The sequence below is a fragment of the Alteromonas sp. a30 genome (genome assembly GCF_026788005.1).
Classification (GTDB): Bacteria; Pseudomonadota; Gammaproteobacteria; order Enterobacterales; family Alteromonadaceae; genus Paraneptunicella.
In genome coordinates this window covers 24333-44373 of record NZ_JABEPE010000010.1, presented here as the reverse complement: position 1 = coordinate 44373, position 20041 = coordinate 24333, and the positions used below count along the sequence as shown (strand labels likewise).

The window sequence follows — 20041 nt, the reverse complement described above, 5'->3', positions numbered from 1 at the left end:
TCCTATTTGATGATTTAAGCGCTCCAGTTCTCATTCATCGATCTGGAGCGCGTTAAACCTTAACTATGATACTTCACATACGCTTCTAGCGTGTTCTCCATTAAACTTGCGACTGTCATTGGGCCAACACCGCCGGGAACCGGAGAAATCCAGCCAGCGCGTTCTTGCGCTTCTTCAAAGGCGATGTCGCCAGTTAGCTCGCCAGAATCAAGGCGGTTAATGCCAACATCAATTACAATTGCCCCTTCTTTAATCCATGAACCGGGAATAAATTCTGGTTTACCAACTGCTACAACCAGTAAATCGGCGCGGCTAACATGTTTAGATAAATCTTTGGTGAATTTGTGACAAACTGTAGTGGTGCAGCCTGCCAACAACAGTTCTAGCGCCATTGGGCGGCCGACAATGTTAGATGAACCAACCACCACTGCGTCCAACCCTTTAAGTGGTCGTTTGGTGGACTCAACCATGGTGATAATCCCTTTCGGCGTGCAAGGACGAAGCGATGGGATGCGTTGTGCTAAACGCCCTATATTGTAAGGGTGAAAGCCATCTACATCTTTATGCGGATGAATGCGCTCTAGGATTTCGCTGGCGTCCAAACCCGCAGGTAAAGGAAGCTGTACTAGGATGCCATCAATTTGCGGGTCTTGATTAAGTTTTTCGATAAGGGCAATGAGCTCAATTTGGCTGGTGGTGGAAGGGAGGTCGTAAGCATGTTCAACAAATCCTACTTCTTCGCATGCTTTACGTTTATTCTTTACATAAACTTTTGAGGCAGGATCGCTACCAACAAGGACAACGGCTAAACCGGGTGGACGTTTTCCCGATGAAACAATAGAAGATACATGCGTGGCGATACCTTCTCTTAAATATTTAGCGATTTTTTTTCCGTCGATGATTTGTGCCGTCATACTAATTTTGAGCCATTAACTAAAAAAGAGGGAAGCGCATTTTCTCATGAACTTTGTGCGCCTCGCAATTGGATTGATTAGGAAATAGCAAATCCGTGCCAAGCCTTTGTTGTGTAGGACGATAATTGTTCTATTTGATTAAATTATGTTGTTATTGGCGTGTTTTTCAGCGAACGGAAAAAAGTTTGAAAAAAGTGTTTGACGGATTAAATTCAAATCCGTAGTATTCGCCACCCGTAGCCACTGAGCAAAACAGTGGTTAGCAGTATACAAGTTATGTCGGTGAGTAGCGCAGTTTGGTAGCGCACTTGGTTTGGGTCCAAGGGGTCGCAGGTTCAAATCCTGTCTCACCGACCATCTTGTAAAAGCTAAATTAGTCGATTATACGATAAATATGCTTAGCAACGTCAAGCGTTGATGTTCGGTTAAATTCGATGCGTCCGTAGCTCAGCTGGATAGAGCAACGGCCTTCTAAGCCGTGGGTCGCAGGTTCGAATCCTGCCGGACGCGCCATTAGCGTAAGCAAGTAGCGTTTAGCATAAATTTAGCTTCCAGAGAAATATCTAAAACAGTCGATATATCTCGCAATTCCAGTGGTGGGCGTAGCTCAGTTGGTAGAGCCCCGGATTGTGATTCCGGTTGTCGTGGGTTCAAGTCCCATCGTCCACCCCACTCCCTCTTAAGTTTATTCAATATTTCGTCTGTATCCTCCAATTAATATTGAGCCTTACTTTTACGCTTTTATCGGCTTTGTTCCTATTTTTTTCAAAATCTTTATTCCCAAGAAAATAACCTGTGTTTTAGCCCTCGACTCATGCATAACTCATCGGTATACTACGGCGTCTTTTTGTCAGGTAATGTCTCCGGTTTCCCTAGGTAGATTGACTTTAAGTAGCCTTTTAAGTGGGTCAATACATTTAATTGACTAGGAACTGGAAGCAATGTTTAGAAGTGCAGATGCACTAAAGTTGAGGTAAAAGAATGCAAGTTTCAGTAGAGGCAAAAGAAGGTTTAGAACGCCGCCTTACTATTACTGTTCCAGCGGACACAATTGATTCTGCTGTTAAAGCCCGTTTGCAACAGTTGGCTAAAACCCAACGCATTAATGGTTTCCGCCCCGGTAAAGTACCTGTTTCTGTAATCCAAAAGCGTTTTGGCAAAGCAGTTCGTCAAGAAATTGCTGTCGAAGTGATGCAGCGCAACTTTTACGAAGCAGTTGTGCAGGAAAAGATCAATCCAGCCGGTGCGCCAGCGTTTGAATTAAATAAAGATGAAGACGGACAAGACCTAGAGTTCGTTGCATCTTTCGAAGTTTATCCAGAAATCGAAGTGAACGATTTGGAAAAAATCGAAATTGAAAAGCCGGTTGTTGAGATCAAAGATGAAGATCTTGCCAATATGATGGAAACGCTACGTAAGCAACACGCATCTTGGAAAGAAGTGGAGCGTGCAGCGAAAGAAGACGATAAAGTCACTATCGATTTTGTTGGCTCAGTAGACGGCGAAGAGTTTGAAGGCGGTAAAGCGGAAGATTTCGCTTTAGAAATGGGTAAAGGCCGAATGATCCCGGGCTTTGAAGAGCCAATCGTAGGCAAAAAAGTGGGTGATGAGTTTACTATCGACGTAACTTTCCCAGAAGAATACCACGCTGAAAAATTGAAAGGTAAAGATGCACAATTCGCTGTGACTTTGAAAAAAGTTGAAGAATTAGAGTTGCCTGAATTAGATAGCGAATTCGCAAAATTATTTGGTGTTGAAGACGGCGACTTAGACAAATTGCGTGAAGAAGTTAAACGTAATATGCAAAGAGAGCTTGATCAAAACTTGAAAAACCAAGTAAAAGAACAAGTTATTTCGGGTCTGATTGAAAATAACCCTGTTGATTTGCCAAAAGCATTGGTTAAGCAAGAAATCGATGCTTTGCGTCAACAGTCAATGCAACGTTTCGGTCAGCAAGCAGCGCAAGGTAATATGCCAGAGTTGCCAGATGACTTATTCGAAGAAAATGCGCGTCGCCGTGTTTCAATCGGTTTGTTGCTAGGTCAGGTCATCAACAACGAAGAGTTGAAAGTTGATCCTGCTCGCGTTGATGCAATGATCGAGACTTCTGCTTCTGCGTATGAAGATCCTGAAGAAGTGATCAATTACTACAAGAGCAACAAAGAGTTGCTTCAGCAAATGGAAAATTTAGCACTTGAAGATCAAGCTATTGACGCCATTGCTGCAAAAGCTGTAGTAACAGAAGTAAATAAAGAGTTTGAAGAGATCATGAACAAACAAGCATAATTTGTTTGTATTGAATTGACTTTTCAGTATTCATCCTGCTTAAATGCTCAGTATTTTCTGAGCATTTTTTTATTTAAAAAAGACTTCCAAATATGATGAATCCTATTCCTGATATAAACAGTGCGTTAGTCCCTATGGTCGTTGAACAAACCTCTAAGGGTGAACGTTCATACGATATTTACTCCCGTCTTTTAAAAGAAAATGTGATTTTCCTTGTTGGTCAAGTTGAAGATCATATGGCGAACCTGATTGTCGCGCAGTTGTTATTTTTGGAAGCTGAAAACCCAGAAAAAGATATTTTCTTATATATTAATTCTCCGGGTGGTTCAGTAACGGCGGGAATGGCTATTTACGATACCATGAACTTCATTAAGCCAGATGTGAGTACCGTTTGTATTGGTCAAGCTGCGAGTATGGGGGCATTCCTACTTTCTGGTGGAGCAAAGGGTAAGCGCTATTGTCTTCATAATTCTCGTGTGATGATTCATCAGCCCTTAAGTGGCTATCAAGGTCAAGCATCCGATATTGAAATTCATGCTAGAGAAACATTAGCAATTAAAGAGAAGTTAAACCGATTACTTGCTGAACATACCGGTCAAGATTATGAAAGATTGGTTCAAGATACAGATCGTGATAACTTTCTAAGTGCGCAGCAGGCTATGGATTATGGCTTGGTTGACCAAGTGCTATCTAGCAGAGCGGATGCCTTAATTAATAAATAATAAAAGCAATGACTTGTGAACGTCGTTCTTAATGAAACTTGGGTTTTTACTTTGCAACCTATACATTAGCTAAAGAACGCTGTTCTATTAAGAAGAGAAGCGCCCTAAGCTTCTACTATGTGTTTAGGAATGAAATAGAATTAGTGGTATTAAGTGTCTAGTGATTAGAGGCTTAAAATCAACAGTAACACATAGATATTTCTAGGACGTTTTTAATGAAGCGGCTCAAATCAATGCACAGGTGGGGTATTAAATGAGTGAGCAACAAGGTGGAGACGGCGATAACAAATTACTGTATTGCTCGTTTTGTGGCAAAAGCCAACACGAAGTACGTAAATTAATCGCTGGCCCTTCTGTTTTTATCTGCGACGAATGCGTCGAGTTGTGTAATGACATTATTCGTGAGGAAATTAAAGAAATTTCCCCGAAGAAAAAGGAAGATGCATTACCTAAACCAACTGAAATCCATACCCATTTAGATGATTACGTTATTGGTCAAGAGTACGCCAAAAAAGTGTTGTCTGTAGCGGTGTATAACCACTATAAACGATTGCGTAATGGTGATGTTCATGATGGCGTTGAATTGGGTAAGAGTAATATCTTATTAATCGGTCCAACAGGCTCTGGTAAGACTTTGTTAGCGGAAACGCTTGCACGTCTACTTGATGTGCCTTTTACAATGGCAGATGCAACAACATTGACCGAGGCTGGATATGTTGGTGAAGATGTTGAAAACATCATTCAGAAGTTACTTCAGAAATGTGACTACGATGTTGAAAAGGCTCAACGTGGTATTGTTTATATAGATGAAATCGATAAAATTTCTCGTAAGTCGGATAACCCATCCATTACTCGCGATGTCTCGGGTGAGGGTGTTCAGCAAGCACTACTAAAGTTAGTTGAAGGGACAATTGCATCAGTGCCGCCACAAGGTGGTCGTAAGCATCCTCAACAAGAATTCTTGCAGGTCGATACTTCGAAAATCTTATTTATCTGTGGTGGTGCGTTTGCAGGTTTAGATAAAATTATTGAGCAACGAGCAAATATCGGTACTGGTATTGGTTTTGGCGCTGAAGTAAAGTCCAAGAGCAATACAACGTCATTAAGTTCTTTGTTCCAAAAGGTTGAGCCAGAAGATCTCATTAAATATGGTTTAATTCCTGAGTTTATTGGGCGCTTACCAGTAGTCACCAGTTTGGAAGAACTTACCGAAGACGCGTTAATCCGTATTTTGAAAGAGCCAAAGAATGCATTAACGAAACAATATGCGGCTTTATTTGCAATTGAGGATGTTGAGTTAGAATTTAGAGATGATGCTTTACACGCTATTGCAGAAAAAGCAATGGAGCGTAAAACAGGGGCTCGTGGATTGCGTTCCATAGTGGAGTCAATTTTGCTTGATACGATGTACGAACTCCCAGCAATGGATGACGTCAGTAAAGTTGTTATTGATGAAACAGTTGTTAAAGGCGAATCCAAGCCCATACTGATTTATGACAGTGCATCTGATAAAAAAGCCGCATCTGAGTAAATATAGCAAGTTTGAAAAAAGGCCCGATGGGCCTTTTTTAATGTCTAAATGTGCAATTAATGTCTAAATTTTTCAGAAAAGTACGGATAAGCATTTGATCTTTTAATGGCTATCCCCATATTCCATCTTAATGAATTGAACGATTGTAAAAGAGAATCAAGATGAGTGAAGAAAAGCTAACCAGTATCGAAATGCCGGTATTGGCGTTGCGAGATGTCGTTGTGTATCCGCACATGGTCATCCCTCTGTTTGTAGGGCGTGAAATGTCAATTCGTTGTCTCGAAGCCGCCATGGATAAAGATAAACAGATATTTTTGGTCGCTCAAAAAGACGCTGGCGTCGATGATCCTAAAACTGACGACATCTATACGGTTGGTACAGTAGCGACTCTTTTACAGTTGCTAAAATTGCCGGATGGTACGGTAAAGGTGTTGGTCGAAGGTAATCAGCGCGGTTCTATCGATAAATATACGCAAACAGATGATTACTTTGTGGCTGAAGTAAGCCGTAATCAAGATGAGGAGCTTCCCGAAGCAGAGCAGGAAGTGATGATTCGCTCTGCCATTTCTCAATTTGAAGGCTATGTAAAGTTAAACAAAAAAGTACCACCAGAGGTGCTAACTTCTCTTAATGGCATTGATGAGGCGGCTCGATTAGCGGATACCATGGCTGCTCATATGCCTTTAAAACTTGCTGAAAAGCAAAAAGTATTGGAAATGACCAACGTCTCAGAACGTTTGGAATATCTAATGGCTTTGATGGAAAGCGAAATTGATTTGCTGCAAGTTGAAAAGAAAATTCGTACTCGTGTGAAAAAGCAAATGGAAAAAAGCCAGCGCGAGTATTACCTGAATGAGCAAATGAAGGCAATTCAAAAAGAATTGGGCGAGTTGGACGATACGCCTGACGAATTTGAAGCGTTATCTAAAAAAATTGAAGAAGCTAAGATGCCTGAAGAGGCTGAAGATAAAGCAAAAGCTGAACTCAATAAATTAAAGATGATGTCACCGATGTCAGCAGAAGCAACAGTCGTAAGAAGTTACATCGACTGGCTTGTGAGTGTGCCGTGGCATAAACGCAGTAAAGTCAAAAAAGATCTAACCTTGGCGCAAGGTGTTCTTGATGAAGATCATTATGGTTTAGATAAAGTCAAAGAGCGTATTGTTGAATATCTTGCCGTGCAACAGCGTGTGCGTAAGCTAAAGGGCCCAATTCTGTGTTTGGTTGGTCCTCCCGGAGTAGGGAAAACCTCTCTGGGTCAGTCTATTGCTAAGGCAACAGGGCGTAAATATATCCGTATGGCGTTAGGTGGTGTTAGAGACGAAGCTGAGATCCGTGGTCATCGTAGAACGTACATTGGTTCATTACCGGGCAAGTTAATTCAAAAGATGTCAAAAGTGGGTGTAAAGAACCCACTATTTTTACTAGATGAAATAGACAAAATGTCGTCAGACATGCGGGGCGATCCTTCTTCAGCACTACTTGAGGTTTTAGATCCAGAACAAAACAACAGTTTCAGCGATCACTATTTGGAAGTGGATTACGATTTATCTGATGTTATGTTCGTAGCTACTTCTAATAGTATGAATATCCCTGGGCCGCTACTAGATCGTATGGAAGTAATTCGTTTGTCGGGTTACACCGAAGACGAAAAACTCAATATTTCTACACGCCATTTGATTAAAAAACAAATGTCGAGAAATGGTCTAAAAGAAGGGGAGTTGACCATTGATGACTCTGCCATCATCGGCATTATTCGTTACTACACTCGTGAAGCGGGTGTGCGTAGCTTGGAACGAGAAATCTCAAAGATTTGTCGCAAAGCCGTTAAAAATATTTTAACTGATAAAACATGTAAATCGGTCATTGTTAACCAAGATAACTTGAAAGATTTCTTAGGTGTGCAACGCTTTGACTATGGTAAGGCCGATAAGAACAATCAAATTGGTCAAGTTACTGGTCTAGCATGGACCCAAGTTGGTGGTGATTTGTTAACGATTGAAACGACCTCTGTTCCCGGAAAAGGCAAAACGACGTTTACCGGTTCACTGGGTGATGTGATGTTGGAGTCAATCAAAACAGCGATGACAGTCGTGAGAAGTCGAGCTGAAAAACTGCGTATCAACGATGACTTCTATGAAAAGCGTGATATTCATGTCCACGTGCCAGAAGGGGCTACGCCTAAAGATGGACCTAGTGCAGGTATTGCAATGTGCACGGCGCTGGTCTCTAGTTTAACTGGAAACCCTGTGAAATGTGATGTAGCCATGACAGGTGAAATTACGCTACGAGGCGAAGTGTTAGCGATAGGTGGCTTAAAAGAAAAGCTACTAGCTGCGCATCGAGGTGGGATCAAAACCGTCGTTATTCCGAAAGATAATGAACGTGATCTGGAAGAAATTCCTGAAAACGTGAAAAAAGATCTTTCAATCCATCCTGTACAGTGGATTGATGATGTTTTGAAAATTGCGCTTCAGGAGAACCCAGAAGGTATAGAATTGGCAGGCTAAGTATGCTCAATCGCCCGTTTCATAAGCGTTTTAGCTTGTAAATGGGGGAAAGTATCGACCTGTTCGCACTTTTTTTAAATTATTTGACTCCAAGGGGCTTCCCAAACGTAAAAGTTGTGGTAGCCTTAGGAGCAGATTTGCTGGAAGCCTTGTAAACAAAGGGATGAAAGCGATTCGTCAAATTTTATAGAATTGTTAGCCTTTGCTTGAAGTTACATTTCAGGCTTGCTATAACGTCTCTGCAATTACAAATGCGGAACAATTAATAATAACAATTGAAGGGGATGATATTGTGAACAAAGCTCAACTTATCGACGCGATTGCTGCTAGTGCTGATATTTCCAAGGCTTCTGCTACTCGCGCTTTAGACGCGTTTACAGATACTGTAACTGAAGCACTTAAAAGTAACGACCAAGTGGCTCTTGTAGGTTTCGGTACTTTTTCTGTACGTGAGCGTTCAGCTCGTAGTGGTCGTAATCCACAAACTGGTGAAACTATCCAAATTGCTGCAGCGAAAGTTCCTTCTTTCAAAGCTGGTAAAGCTCTGAAAGACGCATGTAACTAATCATTAGCTGTCTTTAAAGATTCTAAGAGCCTCCTGTTATGGAGGCTTTTTTTATTTTCCCACCAAGTCGCTCGTTTCACTAATTGTTTGTTACCTTCAAATATTGTTTGATTTTCCAGCAATAGAGTAATTCCTAGTGTTAAGAATCAAAATTGTCGGTACTCCCTATTTAATTATTAGTCTATAATGCAGCGTCAAATTTTATGCCGAACAAACGCCTAAATAAGTTAACTCGTAGATATTTTGAATGAACATCGAGTTCCAGTAAGACTAATAGGCTTGTTGAGTCACTTACGACCTAAATGGCGGAACGTAAATTGGAGAGTTTGAAATACAATGTTGGAAAAAATGAGAGAAGGGGCAACCGGCATCTTTGCAAAAGTGGTGCTCGGATTAGTCATCCTAAGCTTTGTTTTTGCGGGTGTAGGAAGTTATATCAACTCAGGGAGTGAAGTTCCTGCGGCTGTTGTTAACGGTGAGGAAATCTCAAGTCTAACGCTAGAGCGAGCTTATCAAAATGAGCGTGGACGTATGGAGTCACAACTCGGTGAGTTGTTCTCTCAGCTAGCCGCTAACCCTGAATATTTAAGTAACTTTAGGCAGCAAATTTTAGAACGACTGGTAAGTGAAGAATTACTTGATCAATTTGCCACAGAGTCGGGAATGCGTGTAAGTGACGAAGACGTTAAAAGAGCAATAATTGAAACACCCGCTTTTCAGCTAGGTGGACAGTTTGATAATGAACGTTTCAAGCTCTTAATTGCTCAGTCAGGTATGCAGGTAAATGAATTTAAAGAACTATTGCGTGGAGACCTAACTCGTCGTCAGTTATCTGATGCGGTGTTAGCGAGCAACTTTACTTTACCTAGTGAAGCTAAGTCAGCTTTAAGGCTTCAAAAACAAACACGTACTGCGCGTGTTGTGAAGGTTCCCGCTTCTTTGTTCAGCGATAGCATTGAAATTAATGACGAAGAAAGAAACGCCTATTACAGTGCAAACATCACCGATTTCGATACCCAAGAAAAAGTGAAGGTCGAATATATCGAGTTGGAAGCGAGTCAGTTGGCATCTGAAATGGAAGTCACTGAACAAGAGATAGAAGATTATTATCAAAGTAACCAGTCTCGTTATCGTAGTGATGAGCAACGTCGTGTGTCGCATATTTTAGTCGAGCTTGGTGATGACGAAGAGGCCAGCTTAGAAAATGCACAGGGGTTATTAGATATTGCCCGCACAGGAGCTGATTTTGCTTCTTTAGCAAAAGAAAATTCCGCAGACACGTTCAGTGGTGAAAATGGGGGCGACTTAGATTGGATCGAGAAAGGTCAAATGGATCCCGCCTTTGAAGAAGCCGCTTTTTCACTTGCTCAGGTGGGTGATATTTCTGATGTGGTAAAAAGTGAGTTTGGTTTTCATATCATTAAGCTTACGGACTTAAAAGAAGAGCAGGTCAAAGAATTAGAAGATGTCGCCGATGAAATTAGATTAGCCATCAAACAAGAAAAAGCTGTTGAGCGATTCTACGATATTCAAACTCAAGTAGAAGAGCTAGCATTTGAAGTGCCGGACTCCCTTGGTGAAGTTGCAGCGGTAGCGAATGTTGATGTGATGACATCCGCGCTTTTCTCTCGAGATGAAGCAGAAGGGGTATTGGCAAATCCTATCTTGCTGGAGCAAGTCTTCTCTGAAAATGCGATTGATGAAAAGATTAATAGCGATGTACTCAGCCTTGGTGATAATCATATTGTAGTTGTTCGTGTTATAGAGCATAGCCCTCGTCGTACTCAGGCATTAGAAGAAGTAAAAATGCTAGTGGATGCAGCGCTAACTCAAGAAAAGGCTCTTGAAGCGGCAAAGGATTGGGCAAATGAGGTGAAACATGCGTTAGTAGAGACAGGTGAGGCGGAAACCTTACTTGCGTCTAAAGAACTTGCATGGGAGACCCATGAAGCGATTATTCGAGCATCTAATGAAGTTGATCCTGAGGTGCGCACTGCATTATTTAAACTTTCTCAAGATGATAAGTTTGATGTTGTTGAATTGGCCGGTGGCGATGTGGCGTTAGTAGAGTTACAAGAAATTGCTAATCCAGAACAATTTGATGAGAACGAAGTGAAAAGCACGCAGCAGCGTTTAGCGAGACAAATTGGTGCATCTAGTTTTCAGAGTATGTTGGAAGAATTAAAGGCTTCGGCTGATATTACTTATGCCAAAACCGCTGAAACTAATTAATTTAAGTGATGCCTATCCTACTAGGGTAGATTGACAGTTTTTGGGCCAGCTCTAGGAGCTGGCTTTTTTATGCCTAAGGGAATAGGGTTTCTGTAGGGGGTTAGAATACGCGATTATCAATTAGTGTATTAAAGGCGTTGATTAAGCGCTTTGTGTAGTCTGTTTTCGGATTATTGTAAATCACTTCTGCTTTTCCTGACTCCACTATCCTGCCGTTATTAACAACCAACACACGATCGCTGATATGTCGAACAATCCCCAAATTATGAGATATAAAGATATAACTCAGCCCCAGTTTCTTTTGCAATTGCATTAACAAATTTACCATTTGAGAGCGAACCGAAGGATCGAGTGCTGCGAATGGCTCGTCAGCGACTATCACTTGTGGATTCAGTATTAAAGCTCTTGCAAGGGCAACGCGTTGGCTTTGTCCGTCGGAAAGCATATGCCGGTAAAAGTGTGCGTGATCCGATAGCAAACCAACTTGCTGTAACGTTTCTCGTATCCGTTCATGGCGTTCTTGCGCTGTTAAATCAGTGTTTAGCTTTAATGGCTCTTCAAGTATCTTTCCTACGGGGACAGTTGGATTGAGCGACTCTCTTGCCTGTTGAAATATCATCCTGATATTTAAACTACGCTGTTTTAAATTGTTATATTGGATTTTTTGTCCGTTTAATAAAATGCTTCCAGATGTTGGGTTTTCTACACCAACAAGTAAGTTGGCAATAGTGGACTTCCCCGAGCCATTGTCACCAATAACCGCTAGTGTTTCCCCTGCATTTATTTCAAAGTTAATCGGACCTACAACGAATTGGTCAACTGCTGCCTGACGCCAGCCTCGAACGGTCTTACGTTTATAATAAAGCTGTTTTACTGCGAGAACGGGAGTCAATTATTTATACCTATGCAATGGAAAGTGGCAACTATAATAATGATTCTGTATATAGCGAACCTCAGGCATTTTTACACACTCTTTTTGTGCCCTTGGACAACGAGGACCAAGCCGGCAACCAGCGGGTAGATTTTGTAATGTTGGAATTGTGCCTTCTAATGCATTGAGTTCTGTTTTCGGTAATAAGTCCTTTCTGAAACTTGGTGCGCTGTCGAGTAGGGCTTTCGTATATGGGTGCAGAGGGCGCCTTCTTAGCTGCATCAATCGTCCACTTTCAACCGTTTGACCACAGTACAATACCGTCATTGTTTCAGCTAAAGAGGCAATAGCAAGTAGGTCATGGCTAACAAATAGAATACTAAGCTCTTTGGTTTCATTGAGGCGGCTGAGTAGTTTAAGAATTTGGATTTTTGTGGTCGTTTCCATGCCCTTTGTTGGGTCATCCGCAATCAATAACTTGGGCTCAGAAGCTAATGCCATCGCAATCATAAATTTCTGGCATATATCATCAGGGATTTGGTGTGGATAACTGCTAACACAGGCATCGTGCTCTTTAATGCCGACTTTATGTAATTGTGAAGCAACTATTTCATTGCGCCTTTGCCGTCTTTCCCAATACCAGCCTTTACCGATCAAGTGGTCAGGAATTGCTTCTTCAAGTTGCTCACCTAATGTTGCCGTCGGGTCGAGAGAATGTGTGGGATTTTGGAAAATAACAGCAATATCTTCTCGAGTAATTTGCCGCCTTTCTTCATCGGATAACATTAGCAAATCCTTGCCACCCCAATTTAGTCGATCAGCGGTTAAGCGCCATCCTTCGTTAATCGCTCCTACAATCGCTTTTACAATTAGGCTTTTACCTGAGCCGGATTCCCCAACCAATGCTCGAATTTCTTTAGGCGCAATGGTCAAGCTAATTTTATCAAGTGCTTTCACCCAACCATTTGTTGTTTCTATTTCTAGTGTTAGGTTTTTGATGTCGAGTAAAGGCATTAGTGTAAGAACCTATTATGAAGTGCGCTTCTCAAACCATCACCGACGAGATTAATGGATAATATCATTAGGAATATTGCGCCTCCCGGTGCAGCAATGCTCCAAGGCGCAATATAGGATATGTCCAAACCTTCCGACAACATGGCGCCTAATTCAGTTCCAGGAGCTTGCACACCCAGATTAAGAAAGCCGAGTGCACTTATATCCAAAATTGCTGTTGATAGCGCCTGCGTGCCTCTGACGACAAGCATTTCGATGATGTTTGGAAAAATAGTGGAGCGAAACATATGCGCTTTGGAAGCACCGTCTAGCTTTGCTGCAACAGCGTAGGGCTTTCTCAGTTCAGAACGGACAGCGTCTCGAGTGTAATGAATGAATTGTGGGACAAGTGCAAGTGTTATGGCCCACATTGAGTTGATTAAACCCGGTCCAAGGATAGCGACAATAATGATGGCGATTAATAGCGTGGGAATAGCCATAAGAGAATCCAGTAAGTGATTCAAAATGCTACTTTGCAGTCCACGCATCATCCCCGCGAAGGCGCCAATTAGAATGCCAATTATCATGGAAACAATAACGAGAAATAGGCTAATCCCCAATGTAACGCGTGTTCCGTACACCACTCTGGACATAATATCTCTACCTAAGGCATCAGTCCCGAGCATATAATCGATTCCTCCGCTGGCAGTCCATGCAGGAGGCACCAATAAGGCGTCGGTATTTTGTTCTAGGGGAGAATATGGTGTTATTAAAGGCCCAAAGCTAATTACTAAGACAAAGAAGCACATGCATAACAGGCCGAAAAAGGCTGCATGGCTTTTGCTAAATTCCAGCCAAGTTTGTTGTAATGGGGAAGGGGGGGCCTCTTCCTGATATAAGCTAGTTTTTAACACGTCTGTGATGCATCCTTTTTGGGTCAAAAACCTTGTGTGTTAGGTCAATAAATACAGTAAAGACAACCACCAATACTGACACTGCCAACATACCTGCTCGTATTGCGGGGTAATCTTCTTGATAAATGGCTTGTATTAGCCAGTTGCCGACACCCGGCCAAGAAAAAATCGTTTCGACAATCATGGCATTCGTTAGCAGCGTCGTAAACTGCATCGCAACTTGCGGCACAATCGGGAGTAAAGCGTTACGTAAGCCATGCTTTAATAGTACCTGACGGCTAGTTAGTCCTTTAGCGTAGGCTGCTCGAATATAGTCGCTCGACAATACTTCGATAACAGAATGACGAGTCATTTTCATGATAATGGTACTGGTTACAATGGAAATGGATATAGTTGGTAACAGCATATGGCTGGCAGCATTGACTAAAGCTTCATATTTATTCTCAATATTCGAAGCAAGAATATCGTAAACAATAAACCCGGTTTCTTGAGGAATATCATAAAGTAAACTGATTCTGCCCGAGATAGGTAGCCAACCGAGCTGCAAGGAGAAAAATAGAATTAGCAGCAATGCGAGCCAAAAAACGGGAACAGAGTAACCAAGTAAACTAAATGATAGAATTGAGTAATCACTCACTTTTCCATGTTTTATTCCAGCCCAAAAGCCGAGAGGAATTCCAAATAAGAGCGATAGAATAAGTGCATATGTTCCAAGTTCGATGCTGGCAGGGAGAAAGGTAGCAATTTCATCAACTAAGGGCTGACCCGATACAAAACTTTTTCCCCAATCACCCAGCCAGAGCAATTCTAAGTAGCGAATGAATTGGTTTAGAAAACTCTTGTCGGTGTGATAATACTGATCCAGATAAGCTTTTTGCTCTGCTGTGATAAAACTGACGCCAGATAGGTTGGCGACAGGGTCTCCCGGAAATGCATGTACCAACCAATAAGAAGCCAGCGCTAAGATGAGCAGTGTTAGCAGTAGTAAATTTAAACGCCGAAGAATATACGTTATCACTGCTTATATACCCCACCAAATCGAATGCCGCCGAAAGGATTTATGACTAAGTCGTTTACGTTGCTCCTGTACGCCTGATAACGATAAGCGTGTGCAATGGGAACGAGTGGTATTTGGTCCGCTATGATGGCGTTTGCACTTTGGTAAAGAGCAACTCGAGTTCTCTCATCGCTATAAGTTAAGGCTTCATTAATGAGTTCATCAAACTGTGGCGAGCACCATTTTGCTCGGTTTGTTCCTGAGTCTATGGAAGGGCAACTAAGCAGAGGCCGATAAAAATTATCGGGGTCGCCATTATCTGCTGACCAGCCAATTAAAATAGAATCGTAATTACCTTCTGCGAGCCGCCTTCTGAATGAATTCCATTCAAAGCTGACGATGTTGACGTTGACGCCGACGTCTTTCAAAAAGCCCTGCATCAATCCGGCCATCATTACTGCGTTTGGGTTATAGGTTCGCTCTACGGGCATCGCCCAAATATCCAAGGTGAAGCCATCTTCTATTCCATTTTTTTTAAGCAGTTCTTTAGCCAATATCGGGTTGTAACTCGTACCTTGTAGATCACTTTGGTGCGCCCAGGAAGAGGGAGGAACAATTCCATTGGCTTTAACTGCACTGCCAAAATACACCGCTTCAACCAGTGCTGATTTATCAATCGCCATAGCAAGTGCTTTGCGAACTTCGATGTTGTCAAAAGGAGCGCGGGAAGTGTTAAATGCCCAAAAACCGACATTCAGTCCCGGTTTTTCATCAAGAATTAAGTTTTCTCTCTCTCGGATGATTTCTAATTCACTGTGAGCAGGAAGGGATAATACGTCACATTCACCCGTCATGAGCTTAGCAAGGCGCAGCGAACTTAAGGGGGTAATATCGAAGATGAGTTGATCGACAAGGGGGATATCTCGCCAATAGTTTGCATTCTTTTTATATCGAATATACCGGTCTTTCTGATGATGTATGAATTGAAAAGGGCCCGTTCCGATGGGGTGTTCATCAATGAGTTCCGGCGTGCCTTTATTGAGCAAGAAATCACCATACTCAGCAGACAATACAATCGCAAAGTCGGTAGCGAGGTTTGCAAGAAAAGAGCTATCGGGCTTACTTAAAGTGATTTTAATTTTATGGCTATCCACACGGTAAATAGCGTCAATCAAGTTATCTAACTCTAAGCTAGCAAAATAGGGGTAGTTGCCGCCTGACACATCATGATAAGGGTGATCCCAATTCCGCCAGCGATCCATGCTGAAAATGACATCATCAGCATTAAATTCACGCGTAGGCTTGAAGAACTGGGTCGAATGGAAGTGAACCTCTTTTCTTAAAGTAAATGTATAGGTCAGGCCGTCTTTACTGACTTGCCAATGAGAAGCGAGCCCGGGCACGATTTTATTCGTTTCAGGATCGAACTCTAGCAAGCGGTCATAGATTTGGTATGAGGATGCATCAGCGGTTGTGCCAGATGTCGCTAGCTGAGGATTAAACGTAGATGGGTTGCCTTCCGAACAATATATCAGTCCGGTTTTTTCAGTGTTTATCGGGTTCGTTTCACCACATGCAAATAGTAAAAAGCTGCTAATTAATGCAGTTAATAATGGCCTAATTGTGATGTTTAGAGACTCAACTTTCGGCATCTTCAGTTTGATCCAGCAAATTGTATTTTTTCAAATAACCGCGCAGTTGATGATAAGTCAAAGTGAGTTTGTCCGCTGTCTTCTTTTGGTTATATTGGCTATCGATCAATGCTTGCTTGATCATCTCAATTTCGTATTGTTGGCTCTTTTGTTTTAAGTCTACCGGAAAGCTCAGAGGAGCTTCCACTTTTCTTACCGAAAACTCGATGTTTTCAGCCGTGTTTGTTGTTTCTGTTTCCGGTGGAGCAGTGGGGTGGGGGATGGGATCAACTCTGCGATCATGTGTTTTTATCACTGCTTTAGGCCGATAAGCCGATTCGAACGGGTCTAATACAATGTCATGCACAGGTAAATAGGGGTTATTGCAACGGTAAACAGCACGCTCTACGACATTTTTTAATTCCCTTACATTTCCAGGCCAATGATACGTAAGTAGCGTTTGTTTAGCTTTTTCGGTGAAGCCACTGAATAATTCCATTTCCAACTCTCGAGCCATATTAATGGCAAATTGTTCCGCTAAAAGAAGTATGTCTTCTCGTCTTTCGCGTAAAGGTGGAATGGTGATGACATCAAAAGCGAGACGGTCGAGCAGGTCAGCCCTAAATTCCCCCTTTTCTGCCAGAGTGGGCAAGTCTTCATTGGTGGCAGCAACTAATCGCACATCAACTTTAATAGAACGAGAACCGCCAACGCGCTCAAATTCACCATATTCAATCACTCTGAGTAGCTTTTCTTGAATCAGTCCTGAAGTATTACCCAATTCGTCTAAGAATAAGGTGCCATTGTGGGCTACCTCAAAACGGCCTTCACGGCGTTTACTAGCACCCGTAAACGCACCTGCCTCATAACCAAATAATTCTGATTCAAGTAAATTCTCATTCAGTGCAGCACAATTTAATTTAATATAATTTTGTTCCCATCGCTTAGATAAATAGTGTAAGCGGGCTGCGATAAGCTCTTTACCTGTGCCTCGTTCCCCAATAATAAGGACGGGTTTGTTAAGGGGAGCAATCTGAGAAACTTGCTCTAATACTTCGAGAAAGCTATTGGCTTGCCCAAGTAAATTATCTTGCTGGCGAAACTGACTCATTAAAAACCTCAAAAATTAGTTAATTTCACTAATTTGTAGCCTTAACTAATAATATTCTACAATTGGAAAAAAGCCCAGATATAAATATTTCTTTATTATTCAATTGGTTGTGGTTTGTTTGTGACTTGGCCTGTAAATTGAATGCATTAACATCAACATTAATGAATCAGGCATCAATAGATACCTAAAGCTAACCATAAGAGGTATTAGAATATGGGAATTTTTTCTCGTTTCACAGATATTATCAATGCCAATATCAATGCTTTACTTGATAAGGCGGAAGATCCAGAAAAAATGGTCAGATTGATCATTCAAGAAATGGAAGACACTTTAGTTGAGGTGCGTTCAGCATCGGCGAAAACCTTGGCAAATAAAAAGGATTTAGCGCGCCAAGTTGAGCAACTGAAGCAGGAAGTTTCAGAGTGGGAAAATAAGGCCGAACTCGCATTAAGTAAAGACAGAGAAGATTTGGCTCGTGCAGCACTTTTAGAAAAACAAAAGTGTAGTGAACAAGTTGAAGTTTTAGAGAACGAGCTTAATCTTGTTGAAGAGCAAATTGCGAAATTACAAGATGAAATTCAGCAATTACAAGATAAATTAGCAGACGCAAAAACGCGACAAAAAGCGATTTTGATGCGTCAGAAAACAGCATCAACACGTTTGGAAGTGAAGAAGCGCCTTGATGACAACAAAGTCGACGATGCTATTGGTCGTTTCGAACAGTACGAGCGAAAAATTGATTCGCTAGAGTCTCAGGTTGAATCCTACGATTTGGGCAAACGTTCACTTGCTCAAGAGTTTGCTGAATTAGAAGGCGAAGGAAAAGTTGAAGATGAGTTGGCTGCATTAAAGAAAAAAATGCAAACGAATAAGTCTTCAAGTGGCGAATAGTGAGCAGGTGGAGCCTGCTCACTCACCGAAAACTAATCAATAGAGGATAGCAAAGTGGAAGATATCATTGGTTTGATTATCGCGCCAATCATCGTATTTTTAGTCATCGTTGCTCCGATTTGGCTAATTTTACACTACCGTAGCAAGAAGCAGATAAACCAAGGACTGTCAGAAGATCAGGTTACGGCTTTAAATAATTTGGCGAAAACAGCAGAGTCAATGGCAGACCGAATCCAAACGCTTGAAGCGATATTAGATGCAGAGTCGCCTGAATGGAGGAAAAAAGCATGAGTAATGGAAGAGAACTACATCGTGACATGCAAAAAGGGAAGTTAGCAGGGGTTTGTGCTGGGGTTGCCGAATATTTTGGCTGGGAACTTTGGATGGTCAGAATCGTCTTTATTTCCGGTTTTCTACTGACTGGTGGAAGCTTTTTCTTACTGGCCTATATCGTTGGGTGGTTAATTTTGGATAAAAAACCAACAACTGGAAAACAAACCGAATCTAAATTGAATTTTTTTGGTCATGAAGACAAAACCAGACATAAAGTCGAAGTGAAATCACGCGTATGGCAGGCGGGTGAACCCCCTGTTCAAGCCTTTCAGGATATTGATAAAAGCTTTGACTCATTGGAGCAAAGGTTACGTAAGATGGAAAGTTATGTGACTTCTTCAGAGTTTCAATTAAACAGGGAGTTTAGCAAGCTCTAATTGCAGTCTTCCACACTCTATTTGACATGAAAAAGCAACTTGCAGGGTTGCTTTTTTACTCATAAATAAAGCTTTGTTTAACTATTCATGTTGTGAATGTTCTTTTGTATTAGTGCTTTAGGGTGTATTTGTAACGAAAGTGTTACAAAGGTGATAATCGCTTTAATCCCTCTCTCTCTTTTCCCCTTAATCAATTTCAGTAGACTCGGTCTTATCTATCAGTAATGACTTTTCAGGTTACGTTGAGCCTTCGTGCACAAATGTGTACTTAAAGCCCTTAAACAAAAATATAAAGAAAAGCAGAAAACGACAGGAAAGAACATGGCAAAAGAATCAAAATATACTTCAAGACAATCAGATGCTAATGGAGTGATTGATTGGCCTGCTGATGAGAATGATACGTGGAATAAACTTGTCACACGGCAACTTGAGTTGATGCCCGGGCGTGCATGTGATGAATTCATGAATGGTATGAAACTACTCGATTTACCTCATGATCGAGTGCCTCAGCTTAATCAAGTGAATGAAGTGTTAGGTGATACGACAGGTTGGCAGGTAGCGGAAGTACCAGCATTGATTAATTTCGACGAGTTTTTCCGTTTACTCTCCAATAAACAATTCCCTGTAGCGACTTTTATTCGCACCAAAGAAGAATTTGATTACCTACAGGAACCCGATATTTTCCACGAAATTTTTGGTCACTGTCCATTGCTAACGAATCCAGCCTTTGCACATTTTACACATACTTATGGTCGTTTAGGCTACAGTGCAAGCAAAGAGGATCGTGTATTTCTAGCGCGTCTATATTGGTTTACAGTTGAGTTTGGCTTGTTAAAAACTGAGAAAGGTTTGCGCATCTATGGTGGTGGCATCTTGTCTTCTCCGGGGGAAACCATCGCAGCGCTTGAAGATCCGTCTGTACGTAGAACAGATCTGGATGTAATTGATGTCATGAGAACCCCCTACCGCATTGATATTATGCAGCCCGCTTATTTCTTATTGAATGGTATGGACCAGTTATACGAGCTTTCAGAAATGGATTTGCTTGCTAAAGTTCAAGAAGCTAAAGCACTTGGTTTACATGAACCTTTGTTTCCACCAAAAATTAAGAAAGCCAGTTAGTTAATCTGCATTTACTCATGAACCAACAAGGAAGTTGGTGA

17 protein-coding genes and 3 tRNA genes are annotated in these 20041 nt (G+C 41.6%); 13 read left to right on the top strand and 7 right to left on the bottom strand.

Annotated features, from left to right (window positions below):
* Positions 1–59: 59 nt before the first annotated feature.
* Positions 60–914, bottom strand: a complete 855-nt coding sequence (gene folD, locus HJG39_RS11220) for a bifunctional methylenetetrahydrofolate dehydrogenase/methenyltetrahydrofolate cyclohydrolase FolD (RefSeq protein ID WP_268409235.1) — start codon at positions 912–914, stop codon at positions 60–62.
* A gap of 280 nt (positions 915–1194) precedes the next feature.
* On the opposite strand from folD, the gene HJG39_RS11215 reads away from it, so the two are divergent.
* From HJG39_RS11215 to HJG39_RS11175, 9 genes are all read left to right on the top strand, one after another.
* A tRNA-Pro gene (locus tag HJG39_RS11215) sits at positions 1195–1271 on the top strand.
* A gap of 79 nt (positions 1272–1350) precedes the next feature.
* A tRNA-Arg gene (locus HJG39_RS11210) sits at positions 1351–1427 on the top strand.
* Between the two features lie 83 nt (positions 1428–1510).
* Positions 1511–1586: transfer RNA gene (locus HJG39_RS11205), tRNA-His, on the top strand.
* Between the two features lie 309 nt (positions 1587–1895).
* Entirely contained in the window at positions 1896–3200 is a 1305-nt protein-coding gene (tig, locus tag HJG39_RS11200) for a trigger factor (protein WP_268409233.1), read from the top strand.
* A 92-nt stretch (positions 3201–3292) separates the two neighbouring features.
* A complete protein-coding gene (gene clpP, locus HJG39_RS11195; RefSeq protein WP_268409231.1) occupies positions 3293–3922 on the top strand; it encodes an ATP-dependent Clp endopeptidase proteolytic subunit ClpP in 630 nt (209 codons plus the stop codon).
* 253 nt (positions 3923–4175) lie between these two features.
* Positions 4176–5453 (top strand): ATP-dependent protease ATP-binding subunit ClpX, encoded by a 1278-nt coding sequence (gene clpX / locus HJG39_RS11190; protein ID WP_268409230.1) that lies wholly within the window; start codon positions 4176–4178, stop codon positions 5451–5453.
* A gap of 161 nt (positions 5454–5614) precedes the next feature.
* A complete protein-coding gene (gene lon, locus HJG39_RS11185; RefSeq protein WP_268409229.1) occupies positions 5615–7963 on the top strand; it encodes an endopeptidase La in 2349 nt (782 codons plus the stop codon).
* 265 nt (positions 7964–8228) lie between these two features.
* A complete protein-coding gene (locus HJG39_RS11180) occupies positions 8229–8528 on the top strand; it encodes an HU family DNA-binding protein (RefSeq protein WP_268409407.1) in 300 nt (99 codons plus the stop codon).
* 336 nt (positions 8529–8864) lie between these two features.
* Positions 8865–10760 (top strand): SurA N-terminal domain-containing protein, encoded by a 1896-nt coding sequence (locus HJG39_RS11175; RefSeq protein WP_268409228.1) that lies wholly within the window; start codon positions 8865–8867, stop codon positions 10758–10760.
* A 100-nt stretch (positions 10761–10860) separates the two neighbouring features.
* Here the strand turns inward: HJG39_RS11175 and HJG39_RS11170 are convergent, their stop codons facing one another.
* The 6 genes from HJG39_RS11170 to pspF are packed head-to-tail and all read right to left on the bottom strand — an operon-like array spanning position 10861 to position 17277.
* Positions 10861–11652, bottom strand: a complete 792-nt coding sequence (locus HJG39_RS11170; RefSeq protein ID WP_268409226.1) for an ATP-binding cassette domain-containing protein — start codon at positions 11650–11652, stop codon at positions 10861–10863.
* Positions 11653–12645, bottom strand: a complete 993-nt coding sequence (locus HJG39_RS11165) for an oligopeptide/dipeptide ABC transporter ATP-binding protein (protein WP_268409225.1) — start codon at positions 12643–12645, stop codon at positions 11653–11655.
* Positions 12645–13538 (bottom strand): ABC transporter permease subunit, encoded by an 894-nt coding sequence (locus HJG39_RS11160; protein WP_268409223.1) that lies wholly within the window; start codon positions 13536–13538, stop codon positions 12645–12647. The genes HJG39_RS11165 and HJG39_RS11160 overlap by 1 nt, the downstream gene beginning before the upstream one ends.
* Positions 13525–14556 carry an ABC transporter permease gene (locus tag HJG39_RS11155; protein WP_268409222.1) on the bottom strand — a complete coding sequence of 344 codons (1032 nt, stop codon included), beginning with the start codon at positions 14554–14556 and terminating at the stop codon, positions 13525–13527. Before HJG39_RS11155 ends, HJG39_RS11160 begins: the two co-directional genes overlap by 14 nt.
* Positions 14553–16187: an ABC transporter substrate-binding protein gene (locus HJG39_RS11150; protein WP_268409221.1), complete on the bottom strand. Its 1635-nt coding sequence runs from the start codon at positions 16185–16187 to the stop codon at positions 14553–14555. The genes HJG39_RS11155 and HJG39_RS11150 overlap by 4 nt, the downstream gene beginning before the upstream one ends.
* A complete protein-coding gene (gene pspF, locus HJG39_RS11145; RefSeq protein WP_268409219.1) occupies positions 16174–17277 on the bottom strand; it encodes a phage shock protein operon transcriptional activator in 1104 nt (367 codons plus the stop codon). The genes HJG39_RS11150 and pspF overlap by 14 nt, the downstream gene beginning before the upstream one ends.
* Before the next feature lie 213 nt (positions 17278–17490).
* On the opposite strand from pspF, the gene pspA reads away from it, so the two are divergent.
* The 4 genes from pspA to phhA all read left to right on the top strand — a co-directional run bounded on the left by pspA (position 17491) and on the right by phhA (position 20000).
* Complete coding sequence (pspA, locus tag HJG39_RS11140) at positions 17491–18168, top strand: phage shock protein PspA (protein WP_268409217.1); 678 nt, start codon at positions 17491–17493, stop codon at positions 18166–18168.
* 54 nt (positions 18169–18222) lie between these two features.
* Complete coding sequence (pspB, locus tag HJG39_RS11135; protein WP_268409215.1) at positions 18223–18459, top strand: envelope stress response membrane protein PspB; 237 nt, start codon at positions 18223–18225, stop codon at positions 18457–18459.
* Complete coding sequence (pspC, locus tag HJG39_RS11130; RefSeq protein ID WP_268409214.1) at positions 18456–18878, top strand: envelope stress response membrane protein PspC; 423 nt, start codon at positions 18456–18458, stop codon at positions 18876–18878. Before pspB ends, pspC begins: the two co-directional genes overlap by 4 nt.
* Before the next feature lie 252 nt (positions 18879–19130).
* Entirely contained in the window at positions 19131–20000 is an 870-nt protein-coding gene (gene phhA, locus HJG39_RS11125) for a phenylalanine 4-monooxygenase (RefSeq protein ID WP_268409213.1), read from the top strand.
* Positions 20001–20041 lie beyond the last annotated feature (41 nt).